Raw genomic sequence first — 26631 nt, 5'->3', positions numbered from 1 at the left:
ATCGAGTGTGATTACAATCGCTGGAGACGTCACAGCGCCTGTGGCGGACTCAGCCCGGAACAGTTTGAAAACCAGAACCTCGCTTAGGGCCGTGTCCACATTACGTGGGTAGGATCAGTTCGACAACAGGCCCGTGCAGGACAGCCGGTGGAGCTATGAATACGACGCCTGGGGCAACCTGGTCAAAAAGCACAGTGAAACGGTAACGCACGTTTACCACTACGACCTGTTGCACCGGTTATCGGGCTACGAGAAACAGACCCCGGTAGGAACGGTAACGAAAGCCAGCTACCACTATGACCCGTTCGGACGGTGAATCACTAAAAGCGTGGACAAAAACCACGAAACGACCCTCACGCGCTACGGGTGGGACAGCGACCGCTGGTGCTGACGCAGAGAAACGGCCAGAAAGTGTACACGCTGTATGAACCCAACACTTTCGCGCCACTACTGAGGGGGGAAAGTGATGGCGGTGATGAACCGTATACTCCACTTGTGCAGAAGTTGCAGAAGTTGCAGAATTTGCAGAATTTGCAGCCAGATACCGTTTACCGCACGGGAGTATGCGGACATAGATCATCTGGAGGAAGACCTGCGAACAGGAAACCTGTCGGAAAGAAGCCGTAACTGGCTGGAATTTGCGAACATACCAGCACAATTGATGGCGGCACAGCTTGACCCGCTGCCGGCGGTGAATATCCGAAAAATTCATCTTTATCAGTGTGACCACCGTGGCACACCAGCGGCGCTGATCAACCAGGAGGGACAGACAGAGTGGAAAGCAGAGGTGGACCCGTGGGGGGAAATCCTGTCGGAAGAGAACCCGAACAATATTGAGCAGCCACTGCGGCTGCCGGGCCAGTGGTACGACGAGGAATCGGGACTGCACTATAACCGGCACCGGTACTACAATCCGGCGCAGGGGAGATATATAACGCAGGATCCAATAGGGCTAAAAGGCGGGTGGAATCCCTACACATATCCGCTCAATCCGGTCACTAATGTAGATCCGCTAGGATTATCATCTTTAGGTGAAGTAATGAATATTCACCCATCATATCTAAGTAAGACGAGGACTAATTACTTAGTTTGTAACCATAGTAGAGAAAAAGATTGTTATGCTGAATGTGCACATCTCTTGCCATCACCTTCAGGGGATTTACAATCATCTGAGTACCGGAAATGTTATCGTGAATGTACGAGGGCTTTATAGTGAAAAAAGAGCAAGCTATTGAAGTAAAAAAACTTTCTTTAGATGCCGTAAGAGATTTAACTAGCATATTGTATGTTCTTGGAAATAATCTCTCTCAAGATGAATATGAAAAATTAAAAGAAGGAGTTGGCAGATCAATTGGTGAAATTCAGATCCGATTATTAGATTTAATTTACTCACAATATCCTGAACTTGATGATCTATCGTAGAAGCATCATTTTTACAGGGAGATTCCCCTTGAAGGGGCATGGTCCGGCAAAATGTAGCGGTATACTCAAAACTGTTACGACCCTCTGCACGGGTTAACGGCAATTTTGTGCGGGGCAGCCCACTCACTGTGTTCGCGGTCTGTCCAACTGGCTGCGCCAGTTGCCGAACCCCGGTCGGGGATTCTCATCCCCCCGGCGTGTGCGACATGCGAAAAAAAAAGCCCGTACTTTCGTACGAGCTCTTTCTTAAATATGGCGGTGAGGGGGGGATTCGAACCCCCGATACGTTGCCGTATACACACTTTCCAGGCGTGCTCCTTCAGCCACTCGGACACCTCACCATATTGTCGTTCCAGTGTTGCTGGAACGGGCGCTAATGTAAGGAAATCCGCCTTTTACGTCAATCACCTTTTCTAAAAAATCGTGCGTTTACACAAACTTCAAGCAACATGAGGCTTAATTAAGCAGAAACTGCTTTTTTTGCCAGCAGGCTTAAATTTGTTATGCTGATGATCCTTATGAAAATGATGATGATAAGTGCGAATAGATTCCGCATAACAACACGCAGGAGACAGTATGGAGATAATTTTCTATCACCCGACATTCGACACGCCATGGTGGCTGAACGCGTTGGCAAAAGCGATTCCTGGGGCTAACGTTCGCGAATGGAAAGAGGGGGATAACGCTCACGCGGATTATGCGCTGGTATGGCATCCTCCGGTGGAAATGCTGGCAGGTCGGAAGTTAAAAGCCGTATTCGCGCTGGGGGCCGGTGTCGATTCCATTCTGAGTAAGCTGAAAGCGCATCCAGAAATGCTGGCACCGTCCATTCCGTTGTTCCGCCTGGAAGATACGGGAATGGGGTTGCAGATGCAGGAATATGCAGTGAGCCAGGTATTACATTGGTTCCGTCGTTTTGATGACTATCAGGCTCAGAAGAATGAATCTGTGTGGAGGCCGCTGCCGGAATATTCTCGTGAGGAATTTACTATCGGCATCATGGGGGCTGGCGTGTTAGGCGCGAAAGTCGCCGAAAGTCTGCAGGCGTGGGGATTCCCGCTTCGTTGCTGGAGTCGTAGCCGCAAATCCTGGCCTGGAGTGGAAAGTTTTGCCGGTGAAGAGGAACTTGCAGCGTTTTTGAGCCAAACCCGGGTTCTGATTAATCTGCTGCCGAATACCGCGGAGACGGTGGGGATTATTCATGCCGGGCTGCTGGCGCAGTTGCAGGATGGGGCGTACGTGCTCAACCTGGCGCGTGGTGTTCACGTCAATGAAGACGATCTGCTGTCGGCGCTGGAGAGTGGAAAACTTAAGGGCGCAATGCTTGATGTGTTCAGCCGTGAACCATTGCCGAAAGAGAGCCCACTCTGGAAACACCCTCGCGTGGCGATGACGCCACATATCGCGGCGGTGACACGACCCGCCGAAGCGGTGAAATTTATTTCCCACACTATTTTGCAGCTGGAAAACGGTGAACCCGTGACAGGGCAAGTGGATCGCGAGCGAGGCTACTGATGGAAACCCGGTTAGCGCCGGGTTACGACTAAAAAACGGCGACGATTCCTGCTATCCTTGACGTAAAATGAATACAGGAGAAAGTGATGTATCCCGTTGACCTGCATATGCACACCGTCGCCAGCACCCACGCTTACAGCACTCTGAGTGACTATATCGCGGAAGCCAAACGTAAAGGTATCAAGCTGTTCGCTATTACGGATCATGGACCGGATATGGCTGATGCCCCGCATCACTGGCATTTCATTAATATGCGTATCTGGCCGCGTCTGGTTGATGGGGTAGGCATTCTGCGTGGCATTGAAGCCAACATTAAAAATATTGAGGGTGAGATTGACTGCACAGGTCCAATGCTCACCTCCCTGGATTTAATCATTGCAGGGTTCCATGAGCCGGTGTTTGCGCCGCACGATAAAGACACCAACACCCAGGCGATGATTGCCACCATGGCCAGTGGTCATGTGCACATTATTAGCCATCCGGGAAACCCCAAATATCCGGTTGATATTACAGCGATCGCACAGGCTGCCGCGAAATATCAGGTCGCATTGGAAATCAATAACTCCTCCTTCTTACATTCGCGTAAAGGCAGTGAAGAGAATTGTCGCGCCGTGGCAGCAGCAGTGCGTGATGCCGGGGGCTGGGTGGCATTAGGATCAGACTCCCATACGGCGTTCACGTTAGGGGAGTTTGCCGAGTGCCGAAAAATTCTCGACGAGGTGAACTTCCCGGAAGAGCGGGTTCTCAACGTTTCGCCAAAACGGTTGCTGACATTCCTGGAATCGCGTGGCATGGAACCAATCCCGGAATTTGCTGAACTTTAATTGAATTGTTAATAACTGGAATACCTAAATGAACGAGTTTTCTATCCTGTGTCGCGTGCTGGGATCGCTGTACTACCGCCAACCACAGGACCCTTTACTGGTTCCGCTGTTTACGCTGATTCGTGAAGGTAAATTGTCAGCCAGTTGGCCACTGGAACAAGATGATTTTTTGGCCCGGTTACAGAAAAGCTGTGATATGGCGCAACTGGCGGCAGATTATAATGCCTTGTTCGTCGGTGATGAGTGCGCGGTGCCGCCTTATCGCAGTGCATGGGTAGAAGGCGCTGCCGAGTCTGAGGTCCGGGCATTCCTTTCTGCTCGCGGAATGCCTCTGGCGGATACGCCGGCCGATCATCTTGGCACGTTGCTGTTGGCGGCATCATGGCTGGAAGATCAGTCAGCTGAAGATGAAAGTGAAGCGCTGGAAACCTTGTTCGTTGAATATCTGCTCCCCTGGTGCGGAACATTCCTGGGCAAAGTAGAAGCGCATGCAACGACGCCGTTCTGGCGTACGATGGCACCGCTGACACGTGATGCGATCAGCGCGATGTGGGACGAGTTGCAGGAAGACGCTGAAGAGTGAATGTGATCTGAATCACTGTTTACTGCAAGCTTAATGTAGTGCTTGCATGATTTGTGTGCGCGATCGCATTCGTATGCGGTTTTTCTGCTATGATGCGGCCCATGAACATACTTCTCTCCATTGCAATTACAACGGGCATTCTCTCCGGTATCTGGGGATGGGTGGCCGTGTCTCTGGGCTTGCTCAGTTGGGCCGGTTTTCTGGGGTGCACAGCCTATTTTGCGTGCCCTCAGGGCGGCTTGAAAGGGCTGGCGATGTCGGCATGTACGCTATTAAGCGGCATGGTATGGGCACTGGTGATCATTCATGGCAGTGCGCTTGCACCGCATCTTGAGATTGTCGGCTATATCATGACCGGAATTGTCGCGTTCCTGATGTGCATTCAGGCTAAGCAACTGTTGCTTTCCTTTGTTCCGGGGACCTTTATCGGGGCATGTGCGACGTTCGCAGGGCAGGGGGACTGGCGGCTGGTTTTGCCTTCGCTCGCCCTGGGGCTGGTTTTTGGCTACGCGATGAAAAACAGCGGACTCTGGCTGGCTTCCCGCCGGGAGCGAGGCGCATCGCAAGCGGTGCCCAGCAAATAAAACAAGCAAATAAAAAAAGCGTGAGAAGATCTCACGCTTTTTTTTGCTTTGAGTATCAGGATTCCGGAGGGACTGACAGATGGCGATATTTCACCAGAATGTCGTTCTGACGCTCTGATTTATTCTGCAGATCCCACAAACCGCGATCGATACCGTCATTAATCAGGAAGATAACACCTGTTTCAATAGCAGACATCAGACATAGCATGACCGGTTCGTTAGAGGTGTAGCCAATCTCACCTTCCAGCAGACGTTGATAATCGATGAAGCGGAATACCCCTGCCTGGACTTCATAAGACAGGATGGTCTTGCTGGTGTTTACGGAGGAGAGGATCTCACCGGTACTGACGTTAACCACGCGCAGGTTGACGGCAATTTGATCAAGCTGGTACTGCGTGTCCGCACCAATACCAAAGTACCGGGCGCCCACACCACCTGATTTCACATTGCTTTCATAGCCGATGATCGACCCTTCCACCATAATATTCGCAGCAGTCAATGATTGCAGCGGTATACGGTTATTGATGGCAACGGTGCCATTTTCTTGCGCTGCGCGAATGATTTTACGTTCGTTCAGCAGGTTTTGCAGTCCCTGACGTTCCAGCGGGACGAACCAACGAGAATCTTTTAGCGCTGTCACCAGCATGGCAGTAGCACTCTGTGGCACTGCGGTTGAGAAGTTACTTGCCGGATAAGGTTTAAATTGTCCGGTTTCATCCTGGATATTGTAAACCGAGACAAAAATCTTACCTGTCGGCATAGGCAAATGCGTCAAGTCTTTATAACTTTGCGCACGGGGCATTAATGTCGGCTTAGCGGCTTCTTTAGGCGGGGCGGTTAAGCATCCGCTCAGTAAGCATACGGCAACCAAAATCAGTAAGCGCTGCATGATTATTGTCCTTTTGTGGCTGATGCTTAAAAATCGGTTGAATTTGTTTGTAAACCTGACACCTCAATGGTGGAGACTTTACCTGTTTTTCTGTCTGTGACATTCAACTTCAGTTGACCATCCGTATTGGATATATCAATGATGAAATCACTGGTCACCATCCTGCCGGGTTTCCCGGTATTAATATTGGTGAGTAACCCCCCCAGTATTTGCGACTGAATTGCCTGGGTGAAGTTATCTAACGCAGAGGGTGTTTCAATCCCAAAGTCGTCATCGAAATCAGGATCTTTATAGGAGTTCTGCGCCTGGGCGCTGTTTAATAGAAATGCCCCATTATTGGGGTTTCCGCCAAAGTTAGGATTTCGGAACTGGAATGTCATATTGCCAGCCCAACTGAGTGGCGAAATAATCATGAGTATAACTACTGCATGTTTAACACGCATGACAGCCTCCGGACAAAGAATATGTATTAGAATTCATCACGCGCTAAATCACCGGTGCCTAATAGCGTTTGGTCTATTTGCCGGCGATTTAATGCATCCTCAGTTTCTGTTAGTGCGAAGACAACCGTTCGCTCGAAGTCTCGTTTCGTCGGGAATAAAAATGTCTGGAAGATAACGTCCTGGTTTACCGTTATGGTGATCCAACTTCCCCAACGCGCACTGGGTCTTTCATTTATGGTTAAGTTGCCTGTGTATTTACTTTCCCACTTATCGCTAAAGGCACGATAAAAATCATGCCCAATTGACGAAACCGTGTGGTCAGTTAACAATCCGGGAACCTCGACTTCAACTGCGTGTAGATTCCCGGAGGCAAGGAGTAATTCAGCCGCTACAATCCAGGTCAGATAGCGTTTCATGGCTTTACCGCCTGAGGTTATCGTTTGCCCACGAAACCGCCTGTGTTCGGTTTTTGACTGCTATCTTCTTGAAAAGATTATAAAGGTGCGTCTTGACCGTGTTTTCGCTGATAAACAGCGAACGAGCGATTTCAATATTTGACGCGCCGATACGTAGCTTATTAAGGATCTCTTTTTCGCGGTGCGTGAGAAGTGCCGACTCTGTGCTGTTATAGCGATAGTTTCCTGAATGCGTTATCAGGTAACTGGCCAGTTTCTGCGAAAAGTAGCATTCACCGCGCAAGACCCCTTGCAATCCGTTTACGACACGCTCTTCATCTTCTGCTGCGTAAAACACGCCATTGATATGAGGCCAGTTTTCAATATCCCTGTACGGATAATCGTCGGGAGTATTCAACAATAATGTTTTTAAATTATTGTTTTTCCGGCTTAAGTTGTCTTGCCAGTAATGGATGAGCTTTTTATCGGCTTCCATCATATCCAGTAAAACAATGCAGCTGGCAGAGATATCATCCAGAGAACGTTGAATATTGTGCAGTTTTCCGGTTAACGCCAGAGATTGCTTTAAATGTTGCAATAGGGCCGTAGCTTGCAGGGACGGTTTAGTGATCAACAATAATGTATGACCATGAATACTATGGACTTCATTAAACATGATGAAACCCCACTTTTTTTTAGTCGCACACCTGACAGCTACCTCTACTAAAATAGAGGCACCAGAAGTACTGACAGATGTTGCACTGCTGTTTGTAGAAATAAATCAGCCCTAATGGGCAAAATATAAAACTAATGGACTACATCTGATTTCAATCTAGTCATTACAAACCTTAAAGCAAGTGTTAAACTTGTAACTAAATGTAAAATTATATATTAATATGTTAATCATAAGGTTTTTTTAAGATTAGATTTGATAAGAAAGTTGTACATTTTGCCGTTATTGCATAGATTTAAAAAATCATACAAATTATATTAAGCTATTGATTTTAATGTGATTATATAATTTTGACTTACGACTTTTTTCCTTTTTTATTTTAAAGAATTCGTTCTGGATTCCAGCGATCATTTTTAAGTGCAAAAAAACGTGGCTTGTAACGACTCGTGCTGCAAGACTATCTTTCGCGCTACAGAACCCCATTAAAATGTACCGGGAACGCCAGTTTTCCCCTTTGCATAGAAATGCAATTCGCCCTGGCTTTGAAAAATAAAAACGACGGAAATAACAGCGGGATTAGTGCCTAATTAGTACTTTGGTGTGAACAGAAATATCAAAATACCACTCGCGGGTGAGTTATTTAAAATGTTTCCGCAGACATACTCTTCATCGTAACGCGTCGTTAACAAAAAACGAACTGCGTTAACAATAAATTTGACAAGTTTTTTAATTTATCTTCATGTACGACCAGGTCCAGGGTGACAACATGAAAAACAAATTGTTATTTATGATGTTAACAATACTGGGTGCGCCTGGGATTGCAGCCGCGACAAGTTATGATATGGCAGCATCAGAATATAACTTTGCGGTAAATGAATTAAGCAAAACTTCATTTAATCAGGCAGCCATTATTGGTCAAGTTGGCACGAATAATAGTGCAAATGTTCGCCAGGACGGCTCAAAACAGTTGTCCGTCGTTTCACAAGAAGGTGGAAATAACCGGGCGAAGGTTGACCAATCAGGAGCTTATAACCTTGCGTACATTGATCAGAAGGGTAACTCTAATGATGCAAGTATATCGCAAGGTTCATATGGTAATACAGCGATGATTATCCAGAAAGGCTCTGGAAATAAAGCAAATATTACTCAGTATGGTACGCAAAAAACAGCAGTTGTGGTGCAGAGACAGTCGCAAATGGCTATTCGCGTTATTCAACGTTAATACCTTTACGACGTTTAAATCAATCCGATGGGGGTTTACCATGAAACTTTTCAAAGTGGCAGCTATTGCAGCAATCGTAGTTTCTGGCAGTGCTCTGGCTGGTGTTGTTCCGCAATATGGCGGCGGCGGTAATGGTGGTTGGCCTGGACATGGCGACAACGGCCCGAATTCACATTTGAGCATTTACCAGTACGGTGGTGGTAACTCAGCTGTCGCCTTGCAATCTAATGCTAAAAACTCTGATCTGACGATTACTCAACACGGCGGCGGAAACGGTGCAGATGTTGGTCAGGGTTCTGATGACAGCTCTATCGATCTGCTGCAAAAAGGCTTCGGCAACAGCGCGACTCTCGACCAGTGGAACGGCAAAGACTCCACTATGTCTGTTAAACAGTTCGGTGGTGGTAATGGCGCGCTGGTGGATCAGACTGCTTCTGGCTCGGATGTGACCATCAAACAGGTTGGCTTTGGCAACAATGCGACAGCCCATCAGTACTAATACAGAATCTGTATTATAGAAAAACAGGGCGAATGCCCTGTTTTTTTTCGGGAGGACATTATGCACACGTTATTACTCCTTGCAGCGCTTACCAATCAAATTACCTTCAACACCACCCAGCAGGGCGAAATGTACACCATCATCCCTCAGGTTACGCTGACGCAGCCCTGTATGTGCCAGGTACAAATTGTCTCTTTGCGAGAGGGGGTTTCGGGGCAAAGTCGCACACAGCAGAGAAAGACGCTTTCTTTACCCGCTAATCAACCGATTGATTTAACTAAACTGAGTTTAAATATTTCAGCGGGGGACTCCGTTAAAATTGTAGTGACCGTTTCGGACGGACAAACACTGCATTTATCTCAGGAATGGCCGTCCTCTGCGACATCGTCATAATCATCTGATTTATTACTATAAATGATATGGCAGGGGGGCGATTGTTGTTCTATCAATATAAAGAGGCGTCCACACTCCTGGTGTGAACCGCCGTATTAGCGATAAAGGAAAACACCGAACCCTCAAGGATGAATTTTCATTGAGGAGCGTTATCATGTTTTCACGTTGGCCCAGGCATTTTCTGACGATGAGCATGGCTGCTCTTATTTTGTTTTCTGTCCCGACAATGGCTCAGCAGGAAGTACAAGGCGGTATTATTCATTTTCGTGGTGAAATCGTTGAGTCTCCTTGTGATGTTTCCTCCAGGCAGCAGCAGGTTTCCCTGTCTTGCGCGCATAATGGCGCGATGAAAACCAACCAGTTTACCCTCCAGCAGGTGTCGACCGCGCCTCAACAGATTCAGCAGATTGCCAACGTGAAAATGCAGTATCTTAATGCGCAAAAAAACATGGCGATTTTGAGTATTGAGTACAAATAGGCCGCTGAAACGGCAGCAACGCAAACTGTCATTAAAAAGCGCGATTTCATTGAAACCCCTGCTGTACACTTAGAAGATAGACTCAGGTTAGGGGGATTTATGAAATCGCGTGTTCATGTTCTACAGGGTGACATTACGCAGGTGGCTGTCGATGTGATCGTTAATGCCGCAAACTCATCATTACTGGGGGGCGGGGGCGTTGATGGCGCAATTCATCGTGCCGCAGGCCCGGCACTGCTTGAAGCGTGCAAAAAAGTGAGGCAGCAGATGGGCGAATGTCCTGCGGGCCATGCCGTTATCACCCTGGCGGGCGATCTCCCCGCTAAAGCCGTTATCCACGCAGTCGGTCCGGTCTGGCAGGGTGGGGAGCACCGTGAAGCGGAACTGCTGGAAGATGCTTATCTGAATAGCCTGCAACTGGCGCTGGCCAACGGTTACAACTCCATTGCTTTTCCTGCCATCAGCACGGGTGCGTATGGGTATCCGCGCGCAGCGGCTGCTGAGATTGCCGTGAAAACGGTGTCGAAATTTCTTATCCGTCGCGCCTTGCCCGATCAGGTTTACTTCGTTTGTTATGATGAGGAAAATGCTCACTTGTACTCACGCTTGCTGACTCAACAGGGTGATGAGGATACCTTCTGAGATGACGCGACTTGAACGAGCGGTCGCGCCTCTTTGTTCAAGCCATCCTGGCGAGTGCGGAATTCTTGCGCTGAGTGATGGCCTGGATGCCTTCGCCGCCCGTTACCGGCTCACTGAAATGGCAGAACGCACCCTGGATGTGCAGTATTACATTTGGGAAAACGACATGTCCGGGCGTTTGCTGTTTTCCGTGTTGTTAGCAGCGGCAAAGCGGGGTGTCCACGTTCGCCTGCTTTTAGATGATAACAACACCCCAGGGCTGGACGATACGCTCCAGTTGCTGGACAACCATCCTAATATTGAAGTCCGCCTGTTTAATCCGTTCTCGTTTCGCACGCTGCGTGTATTGGGATATTTAACTGATTTTGCGCGGCTGAACCGCCGTATGCACAACAAAAGCTATACGGCGGATGGGGTTATCACACTGGTCGGCGGGCGAAACATTGGTGACGCCTATTTCGGTGCAGGGGAGGAGCCACTGTTTTCCGACCTTGACGTGATGGCCGTCGGTCCGGTGGTGAAAGAGGTGGCCGATGATTTTGAGCGTTACTGGCATTGTGGATCGGTTTCTACCCTGCAAGAGGTGCTGGAACTGCCCGAACGCGAGCATCCTCACCATATCGACTTCCCTGAATCCTGGTATAACGACGACATGACTGGCCGTTACTTGAATAAACTGGAGACCAGCCAGTTTATGTCGCACCTTGATGGCGGTTCGCTACCTTTGATTTGGGCGAAAACACGGCTTCTTAGCGATGATCCTTCAAAAGGCGAAGGGAAAGCCCAGCGTCATTCGCTGCTGCCGCAACGATTGTTTGATGTGATGGGCTCTCCGTCAAAACGAATCGATATTATCTCAGCCTATTTTGTCCCGACTCGCGCTGGCGTTATTCAACTCCTGCAACTGGTCAGGAAAGGCGTCAGGATAGCGATTCTGACCAATTCTCTGGCGGCGAATGATGTGGCAGTTGTCCATGCGGGGTATGCGCGCTGGCGCAAAAAATTGCTCCGCTACGGAATTGAGTTATATGAACTGAAGCCGACCAACACGCGTGACGCAGGGCTTCACGATCGTGGATTAACGGGAAACTCGGGCTCCAGTCTGCATGCAAAAACCTTCAGTATTGATGGCAATAAAGTGTTCATCGGCTCGCTTAATTTTGACCCTCGCTCGACGTTGCTGAATACCGAAATGGGATTTGTCATAGAAAGTGAGGCCCTGGCGTCGCTTATTCATGAGCGTTTTATACAACGGCAGCGCGATTCAGCCTGGCAACTGCGTCTGGACAAGTGGGGGCGCGTCAATTGGGTCGATCGCCAGCAGAGCGAAGAGGTGGTACTGAAAAAAGAACCCGCCACAGGATTCTGGAAGCGGGTTCAGGTGCGACTGGCGTCGTTATTACCGATTGAATGGTTGCTCTAGACTCAATTCCACATAGTGGAAATTAATTGGCCACCGCATCATTTTTATCACGTTTAACCGGCGGTTTGCCCGAAAACAAAAATTTCAACAACGGTACGCGTAAATGGATTTCGTACAGAATTAACGCAATACCAATGACAAAGACCAGACCGCATAAAAATCCGAGCAAATTAGATGAAATGTGCGGGGTGATATAGGCCCCGAAAAAGAGTGTTAAGGGGTGGTGTACCAGGTAGATAAAGAGCGACGCATTCACAAAATAGGTGACGCGAGCCGATTGAAAATTCAGTAAACGGTGCCCCAGAGAAAAGACCACATTCACCATCCACAGCCCCATCACCATGGTAATCACATACTCCGCTTCATACATCCAGGCATCACCGTTGCCGTAATGCTGGTTCAGCAGATAGGCCGCAAAGGCAAGGCCTGCGGCAATGGTGCATCCGCGTGAAGGCGTCGTGAAGAGCGCTTTCAAATTAGGCGAGATAAACGCCAGCGCGCCCAGCATGAAAAAGGGAACGTAAAACAAGGTTTGCATGACGATGAAATTGAACAGGCCGTCACTGAGTATGGGCGGATAAAGGACAAGAATAGTGCGTCTGACGACCGCGTAACCCACACCGAGTAAGAAAAAGATGAAGGTCAGTTTCGGCATGGAAATATGCGTCATCAGCGAGTTTTCAGCGGCGTTCAGACGTTTTTTAATTTGGGTAAATACCCACATGCTCAGCGTCGTTAATACCACCAGTACCAGCAAAAACCAGAGGTGAGAAATTAATTCCCAGGCCAGCGCATTATATTTATCGTAAGCCGAGAGGGTATGCCAGCTGTCCGCCTTTCCTTTGACATATTGCAACATAATAAATTGTGGCAATGTGAGTAGAGGAATGGCGGTCAACATGGGAATTCCCACGCGTTCTACGCGGACCTTCCACCAGCGTTTTAAGGGATAACGCAGGAATAGCATGTACGAAAAATAACCCGAAATAACAAAAAAGACCTGCATGCGAAACGCATGGACAAAATCATTAAACAGCGTAAGCCACCACGACGGCTCCGCACTGTTCACATGCCATGTATGACCTGAATATATCAGTGAGATATGAAAGGGGATCCCCAACAACATCAGCCAGGCGCGGATGGAGTCAAGAAAGTATTCACGTTGCGGGGGTACTGGATTCATAGATGGACACGCATTCTCAGACTTTTCGTCTTATCCCGAAGACAAATTATGGTTACATTCGAAGGCAACCCTACACCAAGTCCAACAACCTGTCTCCAGGATAAGCACTGAAAGTGAAGATAGGCGTATGAACCTGCTTAATCCATGAGCCAGCGCGCTGAACGATGGCTCGATTCAGTTGTCGGAATGCCTGATTATCCATTAAAATGGATCGGATCGATATAAGCACACAAAGGGGGAAGTGCTTACTTATTATGAAACATAAACTACAAATGATGAAAATGCGTTGGTTGAGTGCGGCCGTCATGTTAACGCTGTACACGTCGTCGAGCTGGGCGTTCAGTATTGATGATGTGGCGAAGCAGGCTCAATCCTTAGCCGGTAAAGGCTATGAGGCGCCAAAAAGTAACTTGCCCTCCGTTTTCCGCGACATGAAATATGCGGATTATCAGCAGATCCAGTTTAATTACGACAAAGCCTACTGGAGCAATCTCAAAACCCCATTCAAGCTCGAGTTCTACCACCAGGGTATGTACTTCGACACACCAGTCAAGATCAACGAAGTGACCGCAACAGCGGTAAAACGCATTAAATATAGCCCAGATTATTTTAATTTTGGCGATGTGCAGCATGACAAAGACACCGTAAAAGATCTCGGATTTGCCGGGTTCAAAGTGCTGTATCCGATCAACAGCAAAGATAAAAACGATGAAATCGTCAGCATGCTCGGCGCCAGCTATTTTCGTGTGATTGGTGCAGGTCAGGTTTATGGTCTGTCAGCCCGTGGTCTGGCGATCGATACCGCGCTGCCATCTGGCGAAGAGTTTCCCCGCTTCCGCGAGTTCTGGATCGAACGACCAAAACAGACTGACAAACGTCTGACTATTTATGCATTGCTGGATTCTCCGCGTGCGACAGGGGCTTATCGTTTTGTGATCATGCCTGGGCGTGACACCGTGGTGGATGTGCAGTCTAAAGTCTATCTGCGCGACAAAGTCGGCAAGCTGGGCGTGGCACCATTAACCAGTATGTTCTTGTTTGGACCTAACCAGCCGTCTCCGGCAACGAACTATCGTCCGGAACTTCACGACTCTAACGGTTTGTCCATCCACGCCGGTAATGGCGAGTGGATTTGGCGTCCGCTGAACAACCCGAAACATCTCGCGGTGAGCAGCTTTGCCATGGAAAATCCGCAAGGGTTTGGCCTGTTGCAGCGTGGCCGCCAGTTCTCTCGTTTTGAAGATTTAAACGACCGCTACGACCTGCGTCCAAGCGCCTGGATCACGCCGAAAGGCGATTGGGGTAAAGGGAAAATCGAACTGGTTGAAATTCCAACCAATGACGAAACCAACGACAACATCGTGGCTTACTGGACGCCGGATCAATTGCCAGAAGCAGGCAAAGAGATGAACTTCAAGTACACCCTGACGTTCAGCCGTGACGAAGACAAACTTCACGCGCCGGATAACGCCTGGGTGCAGCAGACCCGTCGTTCAACCGGGGATGTGAAGCAATCTAACCTTATTCGACAGCCTGACGGCACCATCGCGTTTGTCGTGGACTTCGCTGGTACGGACATGAAAAAACTGCCGCAGGATACCCCGGTAACGGCACAAACCAGTATTGGCGATAACGGTGAAATCGTTGACAGCAGCGTGCGCTACAATCCAGTTACCAAAGGATGGCGTTTAATGCTGCGCGTGAAAGTGAAAGATGCGAAGCAACCTACTGAAATGCGCGCTGCATTGGTCAATGTCGATCAGCCGCTGAGCGAAACCTGGAGCTACCAGTTACCTGCCAATGAATAACACTACTGAGTATATTGACGCGCTGCCGCTTTCAGATATTGAGAAAGCGGCGTTGCCGAAAACTGACATCCGCGCCGTACACGAGGCGCTGGATGCTGAGCATCGTACTTACCCCCGAGAAGACGATTCGCCGCAGGGATCGGTTAAAGCGCGCCTGGAGCAGGCCTGGCCGGAGTCGCTGGCTGAAGGGCAACTGATTAAGGATGATGAAGGGCGCGAGCAGCTGCAGGCAATGCCGAAAGCGACGCGTTCCTCGATGTTTCCCGATCCCTGGCGCACCAACCCCGTGGGACGTTTCTGGGACCGTTTACGTGGACGTGACGTTACGCCGCGTTACCTTTCCCGCCTGACGAAAGAAGAGCAGGAAAGTGAACAAAAGTGGCGTACCGTCGGCACTATCCGCCGCTACACGCTCTTACTGTTGACGCTGGCGCAAACGGTTGTCGCCACCTGGTATATGAAGACCATTCTTCCTTATCAGGGGTGGGCGTTGATCAACCCTTCCGACATGATCGGGCAAGATCTGCTGGTCTCCTTTATGCAGTTGCTGCCGTACATACTGCAAACCGGGATCCTGATCCTGTTTGCCGTGTTGTTCTGCTGGGTCTCTGCGGGATTCTGGACAGCGTTGATGGGCTTCCTGCAACTGCTCATCGGTCGTGACAAATACAGTATTTCGGCGTCAACGGTAGGGGATGAACCCCTTAACCCTGGACACCGTACTGCGTTGATCATGCCTATCTGCAACGAAGACGTCGACCGTGTATTCGCAGGTCTGCGTGCCACGTGGGAGTCAGTTAAGGCAACCGGCAATGCGGCGCATTTTGATGTCTACATTCTGAGCGATAGCTACAATCCGGACATCTGCGTGGCAGAGCAAAAAGCGTGGATGGAACTGATTGCCGAAGTGCAGGGCGAGGGGCAGATCTTCTACCGTCGTCGTCGTCGTCGTGTTAAGCGTAAAAGCGGAAACATCGATGATTTCTGCCGTCGCTGGGGCAACCAGTACAGCTATATGGTGGTGCTGGATGCTGACTCGGTGATGACCGGTGAGTGTCTGACCGGACTGGTGCGTTTGATGGAAGCGAACCCGAATGCCGGGATTATCCAGTCTTCTCCGAAAGCCTCCGGGATGGATACCCTGTATGCGCGCTGTCAGCAGTTTGCGACCCGAGTTTATGGGCCGTTGTTTACTGCCGGGCTGCACTTCTGGCAACTGGGCGAGTCGCATTACTGGGGCCATAACGCCATCATCCGCGTAAAACCGTTTATCGAACATTGCGCGCTGGCACCGCTGCCGGGTGAAGGTTCGTTTGCGGGTTCTATCCTCTCCCACGACTTTGTGGAAGCAGCGCTGATGCGTCGTGCAGGGTGGGGCGTCTGGATTGCCTACGACCTGCCGGGATCTTATGAAGAACTCCCGCCAAACCTGCTGGATGAGCTCAAGCGTGACCGTCGCTGGTGTCATGGTAATCTGATGAACTTCCGCCTGTTTTTGGTGAAAGGGATGCATCCGGTTCACCGTGCGGTGTTCCTGACCGGGGTGATGTCGTATCTGTCTGCACCGCTGTGGTTTATGTTCCTTGCGCTCTCAACCGCGTTGCAGGTGGTACACGCCTTGACGGAGCCGCAATACTTCTTGCAGCCGCGTCAGTTGTTCCCGGTCTGGCCGCAGTGGCGTCCTGAGCTGGCCATAGCCCTGTTTGCCTCCACCATGGTGCTGTTGTTCCTGCCTAAACTGCTGAGTATTTTGCTCATCTGGTGTAAAGGGACAAAAGAGTACGGTGGCTTTGTTCGCGTGACGTTATCGCTGTTGCTGGAGGTGTTATTCTCCGTGCTGCTGGCGCCTGTACGTATGTTGTTCCATACGGTATTCGTCGTAAGCGCGTTCCTCGGTTGGGAAGTGGTCTGGAACTCGCCGCAGCGTGATGACGATTCCACCCCGTGGGGCGAAGCCTTTATGCGTCATGGTTCTCAGCTGCTGCTGGGCCTGGTGTGGGCTGTCGGTATGGCCTGGCTGGATTTACGTTTTCTGTTCTGGCTGGCGCCGATTGTCTTTTCGCTGATCCTGTCACCGTTTGTTTCGGTGATCTCCAGCCGTTCAACGGTGGGTCTGCGCACCAAGCGCTGGAAGCTCTTCCTGATCCCGGAAGAGTACTCGCCGCCACAGGTGCTGGTGGATACCGATAAGTATCTGTCGATGAACCGCAGTCGTTCTCTGGATGATGGTTTCATGCATGCCGTGTTTAACCCGTCATTCAATGCGCTGGCGACGGCGATGGCAACGGCGCGTCACCGTGCGAGCCAGGTGCTGGAGATTGCGCGTGACCGTCATGTGGAACAGGCGCTGAACGAAACACCTGAGAAACTGAATCGCGACCGCCGTCTGGTGCTGTTAAGCGATCCGGTGACGATGGCGCGTTTACACTATCGCGTCTGGAATTCCCCTGAGCGATATTCGTCATGGGTGAATTACTATCAGGGAATTACCCTGAACCCGCAGGCGCTCAGGAAGAAGTAAACGAAGCGAGATGAAAATACCGGCCAGGTGCCGGTATTTTTTTTGGACTCAATAAATGATTGATGAGGTATCCAGTGCGAACACTGGCAGTAGGCATCATGGTGCTGTTACTCAGCGGTTGCGGCAGCATTATTAGCAGAACCATTCCCGGTCAGGGGCATGGCAACCAATACTATCCCGGTGTGCAGTGGGATGTTCGGGATTCGGCATGGCGCTATGTCACCATTCTCGATCTGCCCTTTTCCCTGGTGTTTGATACGCTGTTGCTCCCGCTGGATATCCACCACGGCCCTTATGAGTAACTAGCGCTCATCCCATTCATCGGCGGCGGTTTGCCCCTCTTCGGTATCAAGTGGCGGTTCAAGCTGGAATTCACCTTCATCCCATTCATGAAGGGTATTCTCCTCCTGCCACTCCTGTCGAATCTCAATCTCATCATAATCGCCGTCAAAGACACTTTGCGCCGCTTCGCCGCTCAGCATAGGCAGACACTCACCTTCTTCACCGTCGTCGGCAAAAAATTCGGCCTGCCACATGATGTCGCCATCCTGCAGTACGTATTTTTGCACGTTGAGCTGTTGAACATTCGCTTCATCTTGCTCGAGGCCTGAGTCAGCCAGAAATTCTTCACGGGCTGCGTCGATGGCTTCTTCCAGCGTGGCATACATGGTCATCAGTGTCTCCCTTTGATTTGACGAGGTATTCAGGGAAATAATAGCTGATTCTTTGGTTTTGCAAGTATGAATGCGCAAAAATCATTCAGATGTCTGAGGTGCGGCGTGCTCCAGACACTTACCGGCGTCGCTGCAGGCTGTTCCAGGAGTAGAGGGCGTTGAACAGCACCACGCCAGCGGTAACGCAAAATACGGCGCGGAAACCGTAATTTGCCGAGATAGCGGCACCCATCAGCGGTCCTGTGACATTACCGATGTCACGAAAAGACTGGTTGTAACTGAAGATCCGACCGGCCACCTGGTTGGTCGAGTTATACACCAGCAACGTCTGGACGGCAGGAAGCAGGGCACCATCCGCTGCACCCAGTAAAAAGCGCAGGATCCCGAGTTGCCAGGGGGTCTGTACAAAGGACATAGGGATTAACAGCAACACCGAAATCACCAGCGCAACGATCAGGATTTTCTCCGGCCCAATTCGGTCCCCGAGTTTACCGAGTCGGGGGGCACTGAGTAAGGCAGCGACGCCTGGGACTGAAGCAATCATGCCGCTAATAAACGCAATATTGCTGACGTTACCCGCTAACTCACGCACATACAGTGTGAGGATCGGCGCAATAGAGCCAGTGGCAACCTGAATAATCAGGGTGGTGACGAACAGACTCAGCACCAATCGCGGGTTTTTGAGGGACGCGACGACCTCGCGAAGACGGAGCATCTCTTTCTTACTGACCGGCTGGAAATGTTCGCGAATAAAAAAGAGCGTCAGTAAAAAACAGGAAAACAACACACTGGCGGTAATGAAAAAAACCGGACGCAGACCGTAATGGTCCGCCAGTAATCCGCCCGCCAGCGGGCCGAGCAATGCACCGCTGACGCCCCCGGTAGATAGCGTGCCAAGTGCCCAACCGCTTTTATTGCGGGGAACCTGCGTGGCGATCAGCGCGTTAGCGTTGGGGATAAAGCCACCCAGCAGACCCAATAAGGCCCGCAGGACGAGAAACTGCCAGATATTCTGCGCCAGCCCCATGAACACCATCACGATAGCCATACCCAACGCAGAACGCAGCAGCATGATTTTACGACCTTTACGATCCGCCAGTCCGCCCCAGAAGGGGGAGGCAATGGCAGAAAACAAAAAGGTGATGCTGAACACCAGGCCTGACCACATGTTAAGGGCGCTATGACCCGTCACGCCGAGTTGTTCGACGTAAAGCGGTAAGAATGGCATAACCAGGCTAAATGCCGCCCCGGTTAAAAAACAGCCCAGCCAGGCAACGGTGAGATTGCGTTTCCAGTTTATGGGAACATCATCTGAGGGTGACATAGCTTTCCACTGTGCGAGGCGCGGTGGCGCGCTGATGAATAAAAATAAGCACGCTAATTATGCGCCTGCATCAGGGGCGCTGCAATGGACGGGCGCGTTTAAAGCTAAAAGGCGAGTTGTGCAGCCCATGAAGGGCTGCGTGTGCAGTTTAATAGCGGGAGGGGACGCCTTCAGGGCGCGTCTTGAAGCGACGATGTAGCCACATATACTGCTCGGGAGCCATCATGATGCACTTCTCAACCACTTTATTCATCCAGGCCGCGGTGGTTTCGGCATCATCCAGAGGCGGAGAACACTCTGGCGGTAACATAATCAGTTGATACCCTTTGCCGTCAGGTTTACGGCGCGGAACAAAAGGCACCAGGCAGGCATTCGACATACGGGAGAGCATCCAGGTTCCGGATGTAGTAGCGGCTTGTTCTACTGCAAAAAAGGGAACAAATACGCTGGATCGCGGGCCGTAGTCATGATCCGGCGCATACCAGACGACTTCCCCTTGTTTCAGCGCTTTGACCATGCCTTTCAGGTCTTTACGATCGAGCATGGATTTATTGGAACGCAGGCGTCCCCAGGTTTGCAGCCAGTCCAGCAGCGGATTGTCGTTTGGTCGATAGACGCCGATACCGGGCTCCTGCAGGCCAAACATGCGGGCACCGATCTCGAGTGTCAGAAAATGCATGCCAACCAGCAGGATCCCGCGTTTTTGTGCCTGAACGTCGCGAATATGCTCCATGCCGATCACTTCAGTCCAGCGGGACATCCGACGGTCTGACCAAAACCAGGCCATGCCGGTTTCCATCAATCCCATACCCACGGACTCAAAATTTTTGACCACCATCTGGTGGCGCTCTTGCTCACTCATTTGTGGAAAGCAGAGTTCCAGATTACGGTATGCCACTCTGGTGCGTTGCTTCATGAATCGCAGCGCCAGATGACCTAATCCACAGCCCAGTTTGTGGATAATCGGGTAGGGCAGTTGTACAACCAACCAAAGAACGCCTACGCCCAGCCAGGTTAACCAATAACGTGGATGGAGTAATGCGGCGGAGAATTTGGGTAAATTCGTCATGTCTATCCTGTCTATAAACGAACAATTCCCTGTATTGTTGCATTTTTTCGCGCGTAGCAAAAATTTGCGGCTATAGAGTGGTGATAAAAACGGCAATTGTTGGTAGTTTTTTAAATGCGAAGCCTGAAATGTAGCGTAAAATGTGTGGATGTAAATTGGCGAGGTTTGCTTTATGATGCCGCCCGATTTTCATTTTTATCAATCGCAGGATACGTACACCATGCCAGTGTTACACAACCGCATATCGAATGATGCGCTCAGAGCCAGGATGCTGGCTGAGACAGAACCGCGTACAACGATCTCCTTCTACAAATATTTCACTATCGCGGATCCGCAAAGCACGCGTGATGCGATGTACCAGATGTTCACGGCGTTGAATGTCTTCGGGCGTGTTTATTTGGCTAATGAAGGTATTAACGCGCAAATCAGCGTTCCGCAAAGTCATGTGGATGCCTTCCGTGAACAACTTTACGCCTTTGATCCTGCACTTGCCGGTCTGCGCCTTAATATTGCTCTGGATGATGACGGTAAATCATTCTGGGTGCTGCGTATGAAGGTGCGCGATCGGATTGTGGCCGACGGTATTGAGGATGAAAGCTTTGATGCCAGCGACGTGGGAGACTATCTGAAGGCGGCTGAAGTGAACGCCATGCTGGACGATCCCGATGCGGTGTTCATCGACATGCGTAACCACTACGAATACGAAGTGGGCCATTTTGAGAACGCGCTGGAAATCCCCGCAGACACCTTCCGCGAACAGTTACCGAAAGCGGTCGAGATGATGCAGGAACACAAAGACAAAAAAATCGTGATGTACTGCACCGGTGGTATTCGCTGTGAAAAAGCCAGCGCCTGGATGAAACATAACGGTTTTAGCAAGGTTTGGCATATTGAAGGTGGCATTATTGAATATGCGCGCCGGGCGCGTGAACAGGGGCTTCCGGTTCGCTTTATCGGTAAGAATTTTGTTTTTGATGAGCGTATGGGAGAGCGAATCTCTGAAAAGGTGATTGCCCATTGCCACCAGTGCGGTGTGCTGTGCGACAGTCATACCAATTGCCGAAATGATGGCTGCCATTTGCTGTTTATTCAGTGCCCAGCCTGCGCCGAGAAATACCAGGGCTGTTGCAGCGATCTCTGCTGTGAAGAGAGTGCGTTACCGGAAGAAGAGCAGCGCCGTCGGCGTGCGGGCCGTGAAAACGGCAATAAAATCTTCAATAAATCACGCGGTCGTCTGAATACTAAACTGGGCATCCCGGATCCAGCGGAATAACGTTTAGCCTGTCTGTGATACATGGCTGTAGGCCCGATAAGCGAAGCGCCATCGGGCATCACGCCTCTTTTACTTTTGCTGAACGCCTTCAACTGAGATGATCAAATCGACTTCCTGGGACGCCGGGCCGAGATCGGTGGTGATGTTGAAGTCCTTCAGCTTAATTTTTCCTTCCGCTTCAAAGCCTGCGCGTTTTCCACCCCAGGGATCATCGCCCTGGCCTGTCAACTTCGCTTCCAGTGTTACCGGTTTGGTCACGCCGTTGAGCGTCAGGTTGCCGGTGATATCCAGCTCATCGCCGTCTTTCTTCACACTGGTAGAGGTGAAGGTCGCCTGTGGGAATTTTGCGACGTTCAGGAAGTCGGCGCTACGCAGATGCTTGTCACGTTCGGCGTGGTGAGTATCAACGCTATTGGTGTTAATCGTCACATTGACTTTATCCGCGGCCGGATTTTTTTCATCGAAGGTGAATGTCCCGTCGAAGTCTTTAAACGAGCCGTATAACCAGCTGTAACCCAGATGCTGGATGCGGAAGTTAACGAAGGCATGTTGTCCCGCTTTATCAATCTTATAGTCTGCAGCAACGGCAGAACCGGCGGTGAACAACAAAGAGGCGAGAGTGACTCCCAGCAGGCTTTTTTTCATTTTTGAACTCCATAGTCAGATGACGATTTTCCTAACATGCGATTCAGGGTGTCGTCTTTATCGATGAAATGATGTTTGAGGGCCATCAGCCCGTGTAGCAGAGACAAAATCACAACGCCCCAGGCAAACCACAGATGCAGGCTTCCGGCAAGATCGGCCTGCGTACCTGCATCGGCAAGGGTGGCCGGGATTTCAAACCAGCCAAACACGCTAATCGGTTCACCGTCTGCGGTGGAGATCAGATAGCCGCTGACCACGATGCTAAACAGCAGGGCATACAAGGTGATATGTCCAAGCGTTGCGCCGAGGCGCGTCAGGCGTGAGTAGCTTTTGAGGGCCGCGGGGGGAGGCGAGATGAACCGCCAGACAACCCGGATAACCAGTCCCATCATCAGCAGGATCCCGATGCTTTTGTGCAGCTCCGGCGCCTGATGGTACCAGCCGTCGTAATAACTGAGCGTCACCATCCACAGACCCAATGCGAACATGCCGTAGACCACGACGGCTATCAGCCAGTGCAGCGCAGCAGAAATCACGCCATAGTGTTGTGGGGTATTAGTGAATTGCATAGACACACCAGTGAATATTTCAAGAGTGAATGAAAATGGCGTGTTGAGGGGATTATTGCAACCAAAAAATAACAATATGAATGATATTTATTTTTACTTCAATAAATTTGATTTAACCTGAATTTAAGCATCAGAAGTTTCGAGAAACTGTACGTAAGTTCTCATTGTTTGTGCGGGTTAGGGGGATTTTCGGTTATTCAAATTATCTAAACTAAATTTAGAGAAATATCAACTTTTGTCAATTTATGTCAATAGTTCTGACTTAGAAAAACAGGATATAAATAACATCCATAATTGCCAACAGCGACCACAAAATAACGTAAAGCATAAAGTGTTCGCGAATATTGTTGACCAGATAATGAAATAAACGAAGCACAGGCGGATACCCCTTAAAAAGAAATGGCCTCCATACCGAGGCCATTAAGTCATTATTCCGTAAAGCGTGAAAGTCGAAATGGCGTCAGATCAAAGGCTGACGGTTTATCCTGTGCAAAATCAGCCGCAATCTCTCCCAGTACAGAGGCAAACTTGAAACCATGACCGCTAAGTCCGGTGATAATCAGCGTGTTCTCGTGTCCTGGCAGGGTGTCGATAATAAAATCTTCATCAGGGGAGTTGTCGTACGTGCAGGAAGCACCGTGCAGACAACAGCCAACTCCCGGCAGAATGGCGCGCAGGAATGGGAAGGCTTCTGAACCATCGCTGGCGACGGCAGCAAACGGTTTACGCTCTTCCGGGGAATGAATCAACTGGCCGCCATTATGCTTACCGATTTTCAGTTCGTCATTTTCGGCAGGAAAACCGTAATAGTGATCGCCATTAGGTAATTCGCCGGTAAATGCCGGGAAGTTATTTTTGATACTGTAACGGCCATCCGCTTGATACCACGCGAACACTTTCCGCACGGGCTGGATAGGCAATTCAGGAAGCAGCGACTGAACCCAGGTACCGGCGCTGACCAGCGCTTTCTTCGCGTGATACTCCCCATCGGCGGTCACGACCGTCACACCGTCATCATGATGATGAATGGCAGAGACAGGGCAGTTAAAGAGTTGTGCGCAACCGGCTTCTTCCGCCAGGCGAACCCAGGTTTTAATGGCTAACTCACTACGCAGAAACCCGGAATCAGCCTCAAACAGGCCGATGTAGTTTTCCGGCACGCGGATCTCAGGCCAGCGGGCCATTATCGCGGCGGCGTCCAGTCGCTCGACGTTCAACTGCCACTGTTGCGCGCTTTGTGCCACATTGGCCAGAAAAGTGGAGTCAGAGGGGCCAAAATTGATAACCCCTGAGCGTATAACGATGGGATCTTCATTGTGCGTTGACAGTTCGTCCCACAGCGTTTGCGCCCGCAGCACCAGCGGAACGTATTTTTCGCCTTCACCGTAGGCGTGGCGAATTAATCGGGTGTCGCCGTGGTGGCTACCCTGCTGATGTGGCGGCATGTGCGCATCGGTCATCAGCACCTTTAAGCCAGCACGCGTGGCGTAATATCCGGCAGCCGCGCCAACGGAACCGCTGCCAATAATGATTAAGTCGTAGTTCATCAGCTTCTCTCTGCTATCACGATGATTGCAGGGTAAATAACTGACCGGCGTTATTCAACAAGGAATTAAAAAAGGCACCGTGAAGGTGCCTTTGGGAGGAGGTCCTCGTCACGTTAATGACGACGATACTCATTTATCTGGTAATCGCCAGATTCAATTTTGGCGATTCCTGCTTCTAATATCGAAATAAATTGTCTGGCAACATCAGTGGTTAACCAGAGCGTCTGACCAACTTCAGTTCCATCCGGGTCAGGGCGATTCGGGGTCTGGTAGTGCAAACGCAGCATCAGCGCATCATAGCTATCAACGGTGCTGATGTCCCATCCTACAAGCGGATGAGTCTGAATGACTTCATTATTCTTTTCCATCATGCCCCCTAATACGTGTTACTAGACAACGGTTTTCGAGGTTCAATGCGTGTTTTATCTGAAGCAACTTCAGTATATCAATAAATAAGGGTATTCACTGAAAATTTAAAGAGGGAGCAGCATAAATTTCTGCTTTTTAAGAATTAGATGAACAATAAAACAGCATGTAGTTCATGCTTTATTTGCATATTGTGCATTTAAGTTGAGAAAGAGATTAAAATCCGAACAGTTGCGTAAATAAAAAAAGCCGGGGCGACCCGGCAAAATGAAGATTACTGCATATCATTTTTTATTCGTTGATAAACCAGTCATCCGCGCTTTCCCACGTTTCTTGCAGGATTTCGCTGATGCGCGCTTTATCTTCTTTTGTCGCGCCAATGACCGACAAATTGTTAGCGGCAGCATACCGAACGGTGACGTTGCCTTCGTTATCCGGAAAATAGTGGTGAATACGACGGGAGAGTTCACCGGCCAGCGCGTCTATCGCGCCAGCCGGTAAAGGAGAAGTTTTTGCAATGGTGACTTCAATACGCATAATGGCCCCCTGTTGAGTATACTGGATATTTATACAGTTAAAATAACCCAGTGACAACAGTTGGCCACACTTTTTTTATTTTTTTACCGACCAGCGTACCGTTTCGCCACCCAGGAAAGGCACCAGCGTATCGTCTGTCAGGGCGATGCTTTCCGGAATGTGTTGCTCTTCGCGTACCAGTTCAATGTAGGTATCGTTGACGGGCAAACCATAGAACTGTGGACCGTTCAGTGAGCAAAATGCTTCAAAGTGCTCGAACGCATTCATCTCCTCAAAGACGGTTGCATAGCTGCCGAGCGCCGTTGGGGCGTTAAAGCAGCCCGCGCAGCCACAGCTGGTCTCTTTACGATGACGAGCGTGCGGCGCCGAGTCTGTTCCCAGGAACGCGCGGCTAAAACCGCTGGCAACCAGTTCACGCAATGCCTGCTGGTGGACATTGCGTTTGAGGATCGGCAAACAGTACAGGTGCGGGCGAATACCGCCGACCAGCATGTGGTTGCGGTTAAACATCAAATGCTGAGGTGTAATTGTCGCCGCCAGCAGCTCGTTGCCATCGCGAACATACTCTGCCGCGTCTTTGGTCGTGATGTGCTCGAAGACCACTTTGAGCGCCGTCAGGCGCTGGCGCAAAGGCTCCATGACGCTGTCGATAAAGCGAGCTTCGCGATCGAAAATGTCGATCTCCGCATGGGTGACTTCGCCGTGTACCAGCAGCGGCATCCCCAGTTTTTCCATGCGCTCAAGAACGGGCATGATAGCGTCGGTGGAGGTAACCCCGTGGCTTGAGTTGGTGGTGGCATTGGCCGGGTAGAGTTTTGCGGCAGTGAAAACGCCTTCATTGAATCCGCGTTCAAGCTCATTGGGATCCAGGCTGTCCGTCAGATAGCAGGTCATCAACGGTGTAAAATCATGTCCTTGCGGAACCGCATCAAGAATGCGCTGGCGGTACGCAATAGCCGCGTCAACGGTGGTAACGGGCGGCGCCAGGTTAGGCATCACGATCGCGCGACCATAGGTTTCACTGGTGTAGGGCACGACGGTTTTTAACATGTCGCCATCGCGAAGGTGAACGTGCCAGTCGTCTGGGCGGCGGATCTTTAAAACCTGGGATGGTGCTGTCATTAATATGC

The 26631-nt window shown here is 50.2% G+C and carries 32 protein-coding genes, 1 tRNA gene and 1 pseudogene; 18 read left to right on the top strand and 16 right to left on the bottom strand.

The window, feature by feature from the left end:
- The 4 genes from AC07UY_RS08475 to AC07UY_RS08460 form a co-directional block, all read left to right on the top strand.
- The coding region (locus AC07UY_RS08475; protein ID WP_135618312.1) for an IS3 family transposase at positions 1 to 87 on the top strand (87 nt) is incomplete at its 5' end.
- Between the two features lie 46 nt (positions 88 to 133).
- Entirely contained in the window at positions 134 to 316 is a 183-nt protein-coding gene (locus AC07UY_RS08470) for a hypothetical protein (RefSeq protein ID WP_494701031.1), read from the top strand.
- Positions 317 to 466: 150 nt separating this feature from the next.
- The gene (locus tag AC07UY_RS08465) at positions 467 to 1213 is read left to right on the top strand and encodes an RHS repeat-associated core domain-containing protein (protein WP_494701030.1); all 747 of its coding nucleotides are present in this window, start codon (positions 467 to 469) and stop codon (positions 1211 to 1213) included.
- Positions 1213 to 1422: a hypothetical protein gene (locus tag AC07UY_RS08460; protein WP_494701029.1), complete on the top strand. Its 210-nt coding sequence runs from the start codon at positions 1213 to 1215 to the stop codon at positions 1420 to 1422. The genes AC07UY_RS08465 and AC07UY_RS08460 overlap by 1 nt, the downstream gene beginning before the upstream one ends.
- A 253-nt stretch (positions 1423 to 1675) precedes the next feature.
- Here AC07UY_RS08460 and AC07UY_RS08455 read toward each other — a convergent pair.
- A tRNA-Ser gene (locus AC07UY_RS08455) sits at positions 1676 to 1763 on the bottom strand.
- 235 nt (positions 1764 to 1998) lie between these two features.
- Here AC07UY_RS08455 and ghrA point away from each other — a divergent pair.
- From ghrA to AC07UY_RS08435, 4 genes and pseudogenes are all read left to right on the top strand, one after another.
- Positions 1999 to 2937 (top strand): glyoxylate/hydroxypyruvate reductase GhrA, encoded by a 939-nt coding sequence (gene ghrA, locus AC07UY_RS08450; RefSeq protein WP_494659982.1) that lies wholly within the window; start codon positions 1999 to 2001, stop codon positions 2935 to 2937.
- A gap of 86 nt (positions 2938 to 3023) precedes the next feature.
- Positions 3024 to 3761: a phosphatase gene (locus AC07UY_RS08445; protein ID WP_494659981.1), complete on the top strand. Its 738-nt coding sequence runs from the start codon at positions 3024 to 3026 to the stop codon at positions 3759 to 3761.
- A gap of 28 nt (positions 3762 to 3789) precedes the next feature.
- On the top strand, positions 3790 to 4344 hold the full coding sequence (locus AC07UY_RS08440) for a TorD/DmsD family molecular chaperone (protein WP_203358204.1): 555 nt from the start codon (positions 3790 to 3792) through the stop codon (positions 4342 to 4344).
- A 101-nt stretch (positions 4345 to 4445) separates the two neighbouring features.
- Positions 4446 to 4941 (top strand): annotated as a pseudogene (locus AC07UY_RS08435) (DUF1097 domain-containing protein).
- Positions 4942 to 4983: 42 nt separating this feature from the next.
- Here AC07UY_RS08435 and csgG read toward each other — a convergent pair.
- From csgG to csgD, 4 genes are read right to left on the bottom strand one after another with little or no spacing between them, the layout of a single operon-like run.
- Entirely contained in the window at positions 4984 to 5817 is an 834-nt protein-coding gene (gene csgG / locus AC07UY_RS08430; protein WP_203358202.1) for a curli production assembly/transport protein CsgG, read from the bottom strand.
- 26 nt (positions 5818 to 5843) lie between these two features.
- Positions 5844 to 6260 carry a curli production assembly/transport protein CsgF gene (csgF, locus tag AC07UY_RS08425; protein WP_203358201.1) on the bottom strand — a complete coding sequence of 139 codons (417 nt, stop codon included), beginning with the start codon at positions 6258 to 6260 and terminating at the stop codon, positions 5844 to 5846.
- 26 nt (positions 6261 to 6286) lie between these two features.
- Entirely contained in the window at positions 6287 to 6676 is a 390-nt protein-coding gene (csgE, locus tag AC07UY_RS08420) for a curli production assembly/transport protein CsgE (protein ID WP_203358200.1), read from the bottom strand.
- A gap of 4 nt (positions 6677 to 6680) precedes the next feature.
- On the bottom strand, positions 6681 to 7331 hold the full coding sequence (csgD, locus tag AC07UY_RS08415; protein ID WP_192611845.1) for a biofilm master transcriptional regulator CsgD: 651 nt from the start codon (positions 7329 to 7331) through the stop codon (positions 6681 to 6683).
- Between the two features lie 763 nt (positions 7332 to 8094).
- Here csgD and csgB point away from each other — a divergent pair.
- From csgB to AC07UY_RS08385, 6 genes are all read left to right on the top strand, one after another.
- Positions 8095 to 8550, top strand: coding sequence for a curli minor subunit CsgB (csgB, locus tag AC07UY_RS08410; RefSeq protein ID WP_490467960.1), 456 nt, complete (start codon positions 8095 to 8097; stop codon positions 8548 to 8550).
- 40 nt (positions 8551 to 8590) lie between these two features.
- The gene (csgA, locus tag AC07UY_RS08405) at positions 8591 to 9049 is read left to right on the top strand and encodes a curli major subunit CsgA (protein WP_494701028.1); all 459 of its coding nucleotides are present in this window, start codon (positions 8591 to 8593) and stop codon (positions 9047 to 9049) included.
- A gap of 60 nt (positions 9050 to 9109) precedes the next feature.
- The gene (gene csgC / locus AC07UY_RS08400; protein WP_203358197.1) at positions 9110 to 9442 is read left to right on the top strand and encodes a curli assembly chaperone CsgC; all 333 of its coding nucleotides are present in this window, start codon (positions 9110 to 9112) and stop codon (positions 9440 to 9442) included.
- Between the two features lie 154 nt (positions 9443 to 9596).
- Complete coding sequence (locus AC07UY_RS08395) at positions 9597 to 9920, top strand: YmdA family protein (RefSeq protein ID WP_494701027.1); 324 nt, start codon at positions 9597 to 9599, stop codon at positions 9918 to 9920.
- A gap of 99 nt (positions 9921 to 10019) precedes the next feature.
- On the top strand, positions 10020 to 10562 hold the full coding sequence (gene ymdB / locus AC07UY_RS08390) for an O-acetyl-ADP-ribose deacetylase (RefSeq protein ID WP_494659978.1): 543 nt from the start codon (positions 10020 to 10022) through the stop codon (positions 10560 to 10562).
- Positions 10546 to 11985, top strand: coding sequence for a phospholipase D family protein (locus AC07UY_RS08385; protein ID WP_494701026.1), 1440 nt, complete (start codon positions 10546 to 10548; stop codon positions 11983 to 11985). The genes ymdB and AC07UY_RS08385 overlap by 17 nt, the downstream gene beginning before the upstream one ends.
- 22 nt (positions 11986 to 12007) lie before the next feature.
- Here AC07UY_RS08385 and mdoC read toward each other — a convergent pair whose 3' ends face one another.
- Positions 12008 to 13168, bottom strand: a complete 1161-nt coding sequence (gene mdoC / locus AC07UY_RS08380; protein ID WP_494701025.1) for a glucans biosynthesis protein MdoC — start codon at positions 13166 to 13168, stop codon at positions 12008 to 12010.
- 272 nt (positions 13169 to 13440) lie between these two features.
- On the opposite strand from mdoC, the gene mdoG reads away from it, so the two are divergent.
- From mdoG to AC07UY_RS08365, 3 genes are all read left to right on the top strand, one after another.
- Positions 13441 to 14976, top strand: coding sequence for a glucans biosynthesis protein MdoG (mdoG, locus tag AC07UY_RS08375; RefSeq protein ID WP_494659975.1), 1536 nt, complete (start codon positions 13441 to 13443; stop codon positions 14974 to 14976).
- A complete protein-coding gene (gene mdoH / locus AC07UY_RS08370) occupies positions 14969 to 17497 on the top strand; it encodes a glucans biosynthesis glucosyltransferase MdoH (protein ID WP_494701024.1) in 2529 nt (842 codons plus the stop codon). The genes mdoG and mdoH overlap by 8 nt, the downstream gene beginning before the upstream one ends.
- Positions 17498 to 17559: 62 nt before the next feature.
- Entirely contained in the window at positions 17560 to 17799 is a 240-nt protein-coding gene (locus AC07UY_RS08365; protein ID WP_370552275.1) for a YceK/YidQ family lipoprotein, read from the top strand.
- Here AC07UY_RS08365 and AC07UY_RS08360 read toward each other — a convergent pair whose 3' ends face one another.
- The 3 genes from AC07UY_RS08360 to AC07UY_RS08350 all read right to left on the bottom strand — a co-directional run bounded on the left by AC07UY_RS08360 (position 17800) and on the right by AC07UY_RS08350 (position 20564).
- On the bottom strand, positions 17800 to 18171 hold the full coding sequence (locus AC07UY_RS08360) for a MysB family protein (protein WP_276292119.1): 372 nt from the start codon (positions 18169 to 18171) through the stop codon (positions 17800 to 17802).
- A 118-nt stretch (positions 18172 to 18289) separates the two neighbouring features.
- Positions 18290 to 19495 (bottom strand): multidrug efflux MFS transporter MdtG, encoded by a 1206-nt coding sequence (gene mdtG / locus AC07UY_RS08355; protein WP_494659972.1) that lies wholly within the window; start codon positions 19493 to 19495, stop codon positions 18290 to 18292.
- 148 nt (positions 19496 to 19643) lie between these two features.
- Positions 19644 to 20564 (bottom strand): Kdo(2)-lipid IV(A) acyltransferase, encoded by a 921-nt coding sequence (locus AC07UY_RS08350; protein ID WP_494701023.1) that lies wholly within the window; start codon positions 20562 to 20564, stop codon positions 19644 to 19646.
- A 220-nt stretch (positions 20565 to 20784) separates the two neighbouring features.
- Between AC07UY_RS08350 and trhO the strand changes: the two genes are divergently transcribed.
- Positions 20785 to 21837, top strand: a complete 1053-nt coding sequence (gene trhO, locus AC07UY_RS08345) for an oxygen-dependent tRNA uridine(34) hydroxylase TrhO (protein WP_494701022.1) — start codon at positions 20785 to 20787, stop codon at positions 21835 to 21837.
- Positions 21838 to 21906: 69 nt separating this feature from the next.
- Here trhO and AC07UY_RS08340 read toward each other — a convergent pair whose 3' ends face one another.
- The 7 genes from AC07UY_RS08340 to pyrC all read right to left on the bottom strand — a co-directional run bounded on the left by AC07UY_RS08340 (position 21907) and on the right by pyrC (position 26623).
- Positions 21907 to 22482: a YceI family protein gene (locus tag AC07UY_RS08340; protein WP_203358185.1), complete on the bottom strand. Its 576-nt coding sequence runs from the start codon at positions 22480 to 22482 to the stop codon at positions 21907 to 21909.
- A complete protein-coding gene (locus AC07UY_RS08335) occupies positions 22479 to 23051 on the bottom strand; it encodes a cytochrome b (RefSeq protein ID WP_494701021.1) in 573 nt (190 codons plus the stop codon). Before AC07UY_RS08335 ends, AC07UY_RS08340 begins: the two co-directional genes overlap by 4 nt.
- 262 nt (positions 23052 to 23313) lie before the next feature.
- Positions 23314 to 23427 (bottom strand): YceO family protein, encoded by a 114-nt coding sequence (locus tag AC07UY_RS08330; RefSeq protein WP_162380555.1) that lies wholly within the window; start codon positions 23425 to 23427, stop codon positions 23314 to 23316.
- Positions 23428 to 23479: 52 nt separating this feature from the next.
- The gene (gene solA / locus AC07UY_RS08325; protein ID WP_494659969.1) at positions 23480 to 24598 is read right to left on the bottom strand and encodes an N-methyl-L-tryptophan oxidase; all 1119 of its coding nucleotides are present in this window, start codon (positions 24596 to 24598) and stop codon (positions 23480 to 23482) included.
- Positions 24599 to 24711: 113 nt separating this feature from the next.
- Positions 24712 to 24966, bottom strand: coding sequence for a biofilm formation regulator BssS (bssS, locus tag AC07UY_RS08320; RefSeq protein ID WP_203361288.1), 255 nt, complete (start codon positions 24964 to 24966; stop codon positions 24712 to 24714).
- A gap of 289 nt (positions 24967 to 25255) precedes the next feature.
- A complete protein-coding gene (gene dinI / locus AC07UY_RS08315) occupies positions 25256 to 25501 on the bottom strand; it encodes a DNA damage-inducible protein I (protein WP_203358182.1) in 246 nt (81 codons plus the stop codon).
- A 75-nt stretch (positions 25502 to 25576) separates the two neighbouring features.
- A complete protein-coding gene (gene pyrC / locus AC07UY_RS08310; RefSeq protein ID WP_494701020.1) occupies positions 25577 to 26623 on the bottom strand; it encodes a dihydroorotase in 1047 nt (348 codons plus the stop codon).
- Positions 26624 to 26631 lie beyond the last annotated feature (8 nt).

This window comes from Citrobacter sp. GW821-FHT02E08, from assembly GCF_059421685.1.
The sequence above is the reverse complement of the archived record's forward strand: the minus strand, read 5'-3'. Positions and strand labels throughout refer to the sequence as shown.

Excerpts from the sequence above, each read along its gene's own strand:
- AC07UY_RS08465 (WP_494701030.1), top strand. The coding sequence starts at position 467 with ATGGCGGTGATGAACCGTATACTCCACTTGTGCAGAAGTTGCAGAAGT.
- ghrA (WP_494659982.1), top strand. The coding sequence starts at position 1,999 with ATGGAGATAATTTTCTATCACCCGACATTCGACACGCCATGGTGGCTG.
- AC07UY_RS08445 (WP_494659981.1), top strand. The coding sequence starts at position 3,024 with ATGTATCCCGTTGACCTGCATATGCACACCGTCGCCAGCACCCACGCT.
- AC07UY_RS08440 (WP_203358204.1), top strand. The coding sequence starts at position 3,790 with ATGAACGAGTTTTCTATCCTGTGTCGCGTGCTGGGATCGCTGTACTAC.
- csgG (WP_203358202.1), bottom strand. The coding sequence starts at position 5,817 with ATGCAGCGCTTACTGATTTTGGTTGCCGTATGCTTACTGAGCGGATGC.
- csgF (WP_203358201.1), bottom strand. The coding sequence starts at position 6,260 with ATGCGTGTTAAACATGCAGTAGTTATACTCATGATTATTTCGCCACTC.
- csgE (WP_203358200.1), bottom strand. The coding sequence starts at position 6,676 with ATGAAACGCTATCTGACCTGGATTGTAGCGGCTGAATTACTCCTTGCC.
- csgD (WP_192611845.1), bottom strand. The coding sequence starts at position 7,331 with ATGTTTAATGAAGTCCATAGTATTCATGGTCATACATTATTGTTGATC.
- csgB (WP_490467960.1), top strand. The coding sequence starts at position 8,095 with ATGAAAAACAAATTGTTATTTATGATGTTAACAATACTGGGTGCGCCT.
- csgA (WP_494701028.1), top strand. The coding sequence starts at position 8,591 with ATGAAACTTTTCAAAGTGGCAGCTATTGCAGCAATCGTAGTTTCTGGC.
- csgC (WP_203358197.1), top strand. The coding sequence starts at position 9,110 with ATGCACACGTTATTACTCCTTGCAGCGCTTACCAATCAAATTACCTTC.
- AC07UY_RS08395 (WP_494701027.1), top strand. The coding sequence starts at position 9,597 with ATGTTTTCACGTTGGCCCAGGCATTTTCTGACGATGAGCATGGCTGCT.
- ymdB (WP_494659978.1), top strand. The coding sequence starts at position 10,020 with ATGAAATCGCGTGTTCATGTTCTACAGGGTGACATTACGCAGGTGGCT.
- AC07UY_RS08385 (WP_494701026.1), top strand. The coding sequence starts at position 10,546 with ATGAGGATACCTTCTGAGATGACGCGACTTGAACGAGCGGTCGCGCCT.
- mdoC (WP_494701025.1), bottom strand. The coding sequence starts at position 13,168 with ATGAATCCAGTACCCCCGCAACGTGAATACTTTCTTGACTCCATCCGC.
- mdoG (WP_494659975.1), top strand. The coding sequence starts at position 13,441 with ATGATGAAAATGCGTTGGTTGAGTGCGGCCGTCATGTTAACGCTGTAC.
- mdoH (WP_494701024.1), top strand. The coding sequence starts at position 14,969 with ATGAATAACACTACTGAGTATATTGACGCGCTGCCGCTTTCAGATATT.
- AC07UY_RS08365 (WP_370552275.1), top strand. The coding sequence starts at position 17,560 with ATGAGGTATCCAGTGCGAACACTGGCAGTAGGCATCATGGTGCTGTTA.
- AC07UY_RS08360 (WP_276292119.1), bottom strand. The coding sequence starts at position 18,171 with ATGACCATGTATGCCACGCTGGAAGAAGCCATCGACGCAGCCCGTGAA.
- mdtG (WP_494659972.1), bottom strand. The coding sequence starts at position 19,495 with ATGTCACCCTCAGATGATGTTCCCATAAACTGGAAACGCAATCTCACC.
- AC07UY_RS08350 (WP_494701023.1), bottom strand. The coding sequence starts at position 20,564 with ATGACGAATTTACCCAAATTCTCCGCCGCATTACTCCATCCACGTTAT.
- trhO (WP_494701022.1), top strand. The coding sequence starts at position 20,785 with ATGCCAGTGTTACACAACCGCATATCGAATGATGCGCTCAGAGCCAGG.
- AC07UY_RS08340 (WP_203358185.1), bottom strand. The coding sequence starts at position 22,482 with ATGAAAAAAAGCCTGCTGGGAGTCACTCTCGCCTCTTTGTTGTTCACC.
- AC07UY_RS08335 (WP_494701021.1), bottom strand. The coding sequence starts at position 23,051 with ATGCAATTCACTAATACCCCACAACACTATGGCGTGATTTCTGCTGCG.
- solA (WP_494659969.1), bottom strand. The coding sequence starts at position 24,598 with ATGAACTACGACTTAATCATTATTGGCAGCGGTTCCGTTGGCGCGGCT.
- bssS (WP_203361288.1), bottom strand. The coding sequence starts at position 24,966 with ATGGAAAAGAATAATGAAGTCATTCAGACTCATCCGCTTGTAGGATGG.
- dinI (WP_203358182.1), bottom strand. The coding sequence starts at position 25,501 with ATGCGTATTGAAGTCACCATTGCAAAAACTTCTCCTTTACCGGCTGGC.
- pyrC (WP_494701020.1), bottom strand. The coding sequence starts at position 26,623 with ATGACAGCACCATCCCAGGTTTTAAAGATCCGCCGCCCAGACGACTGG.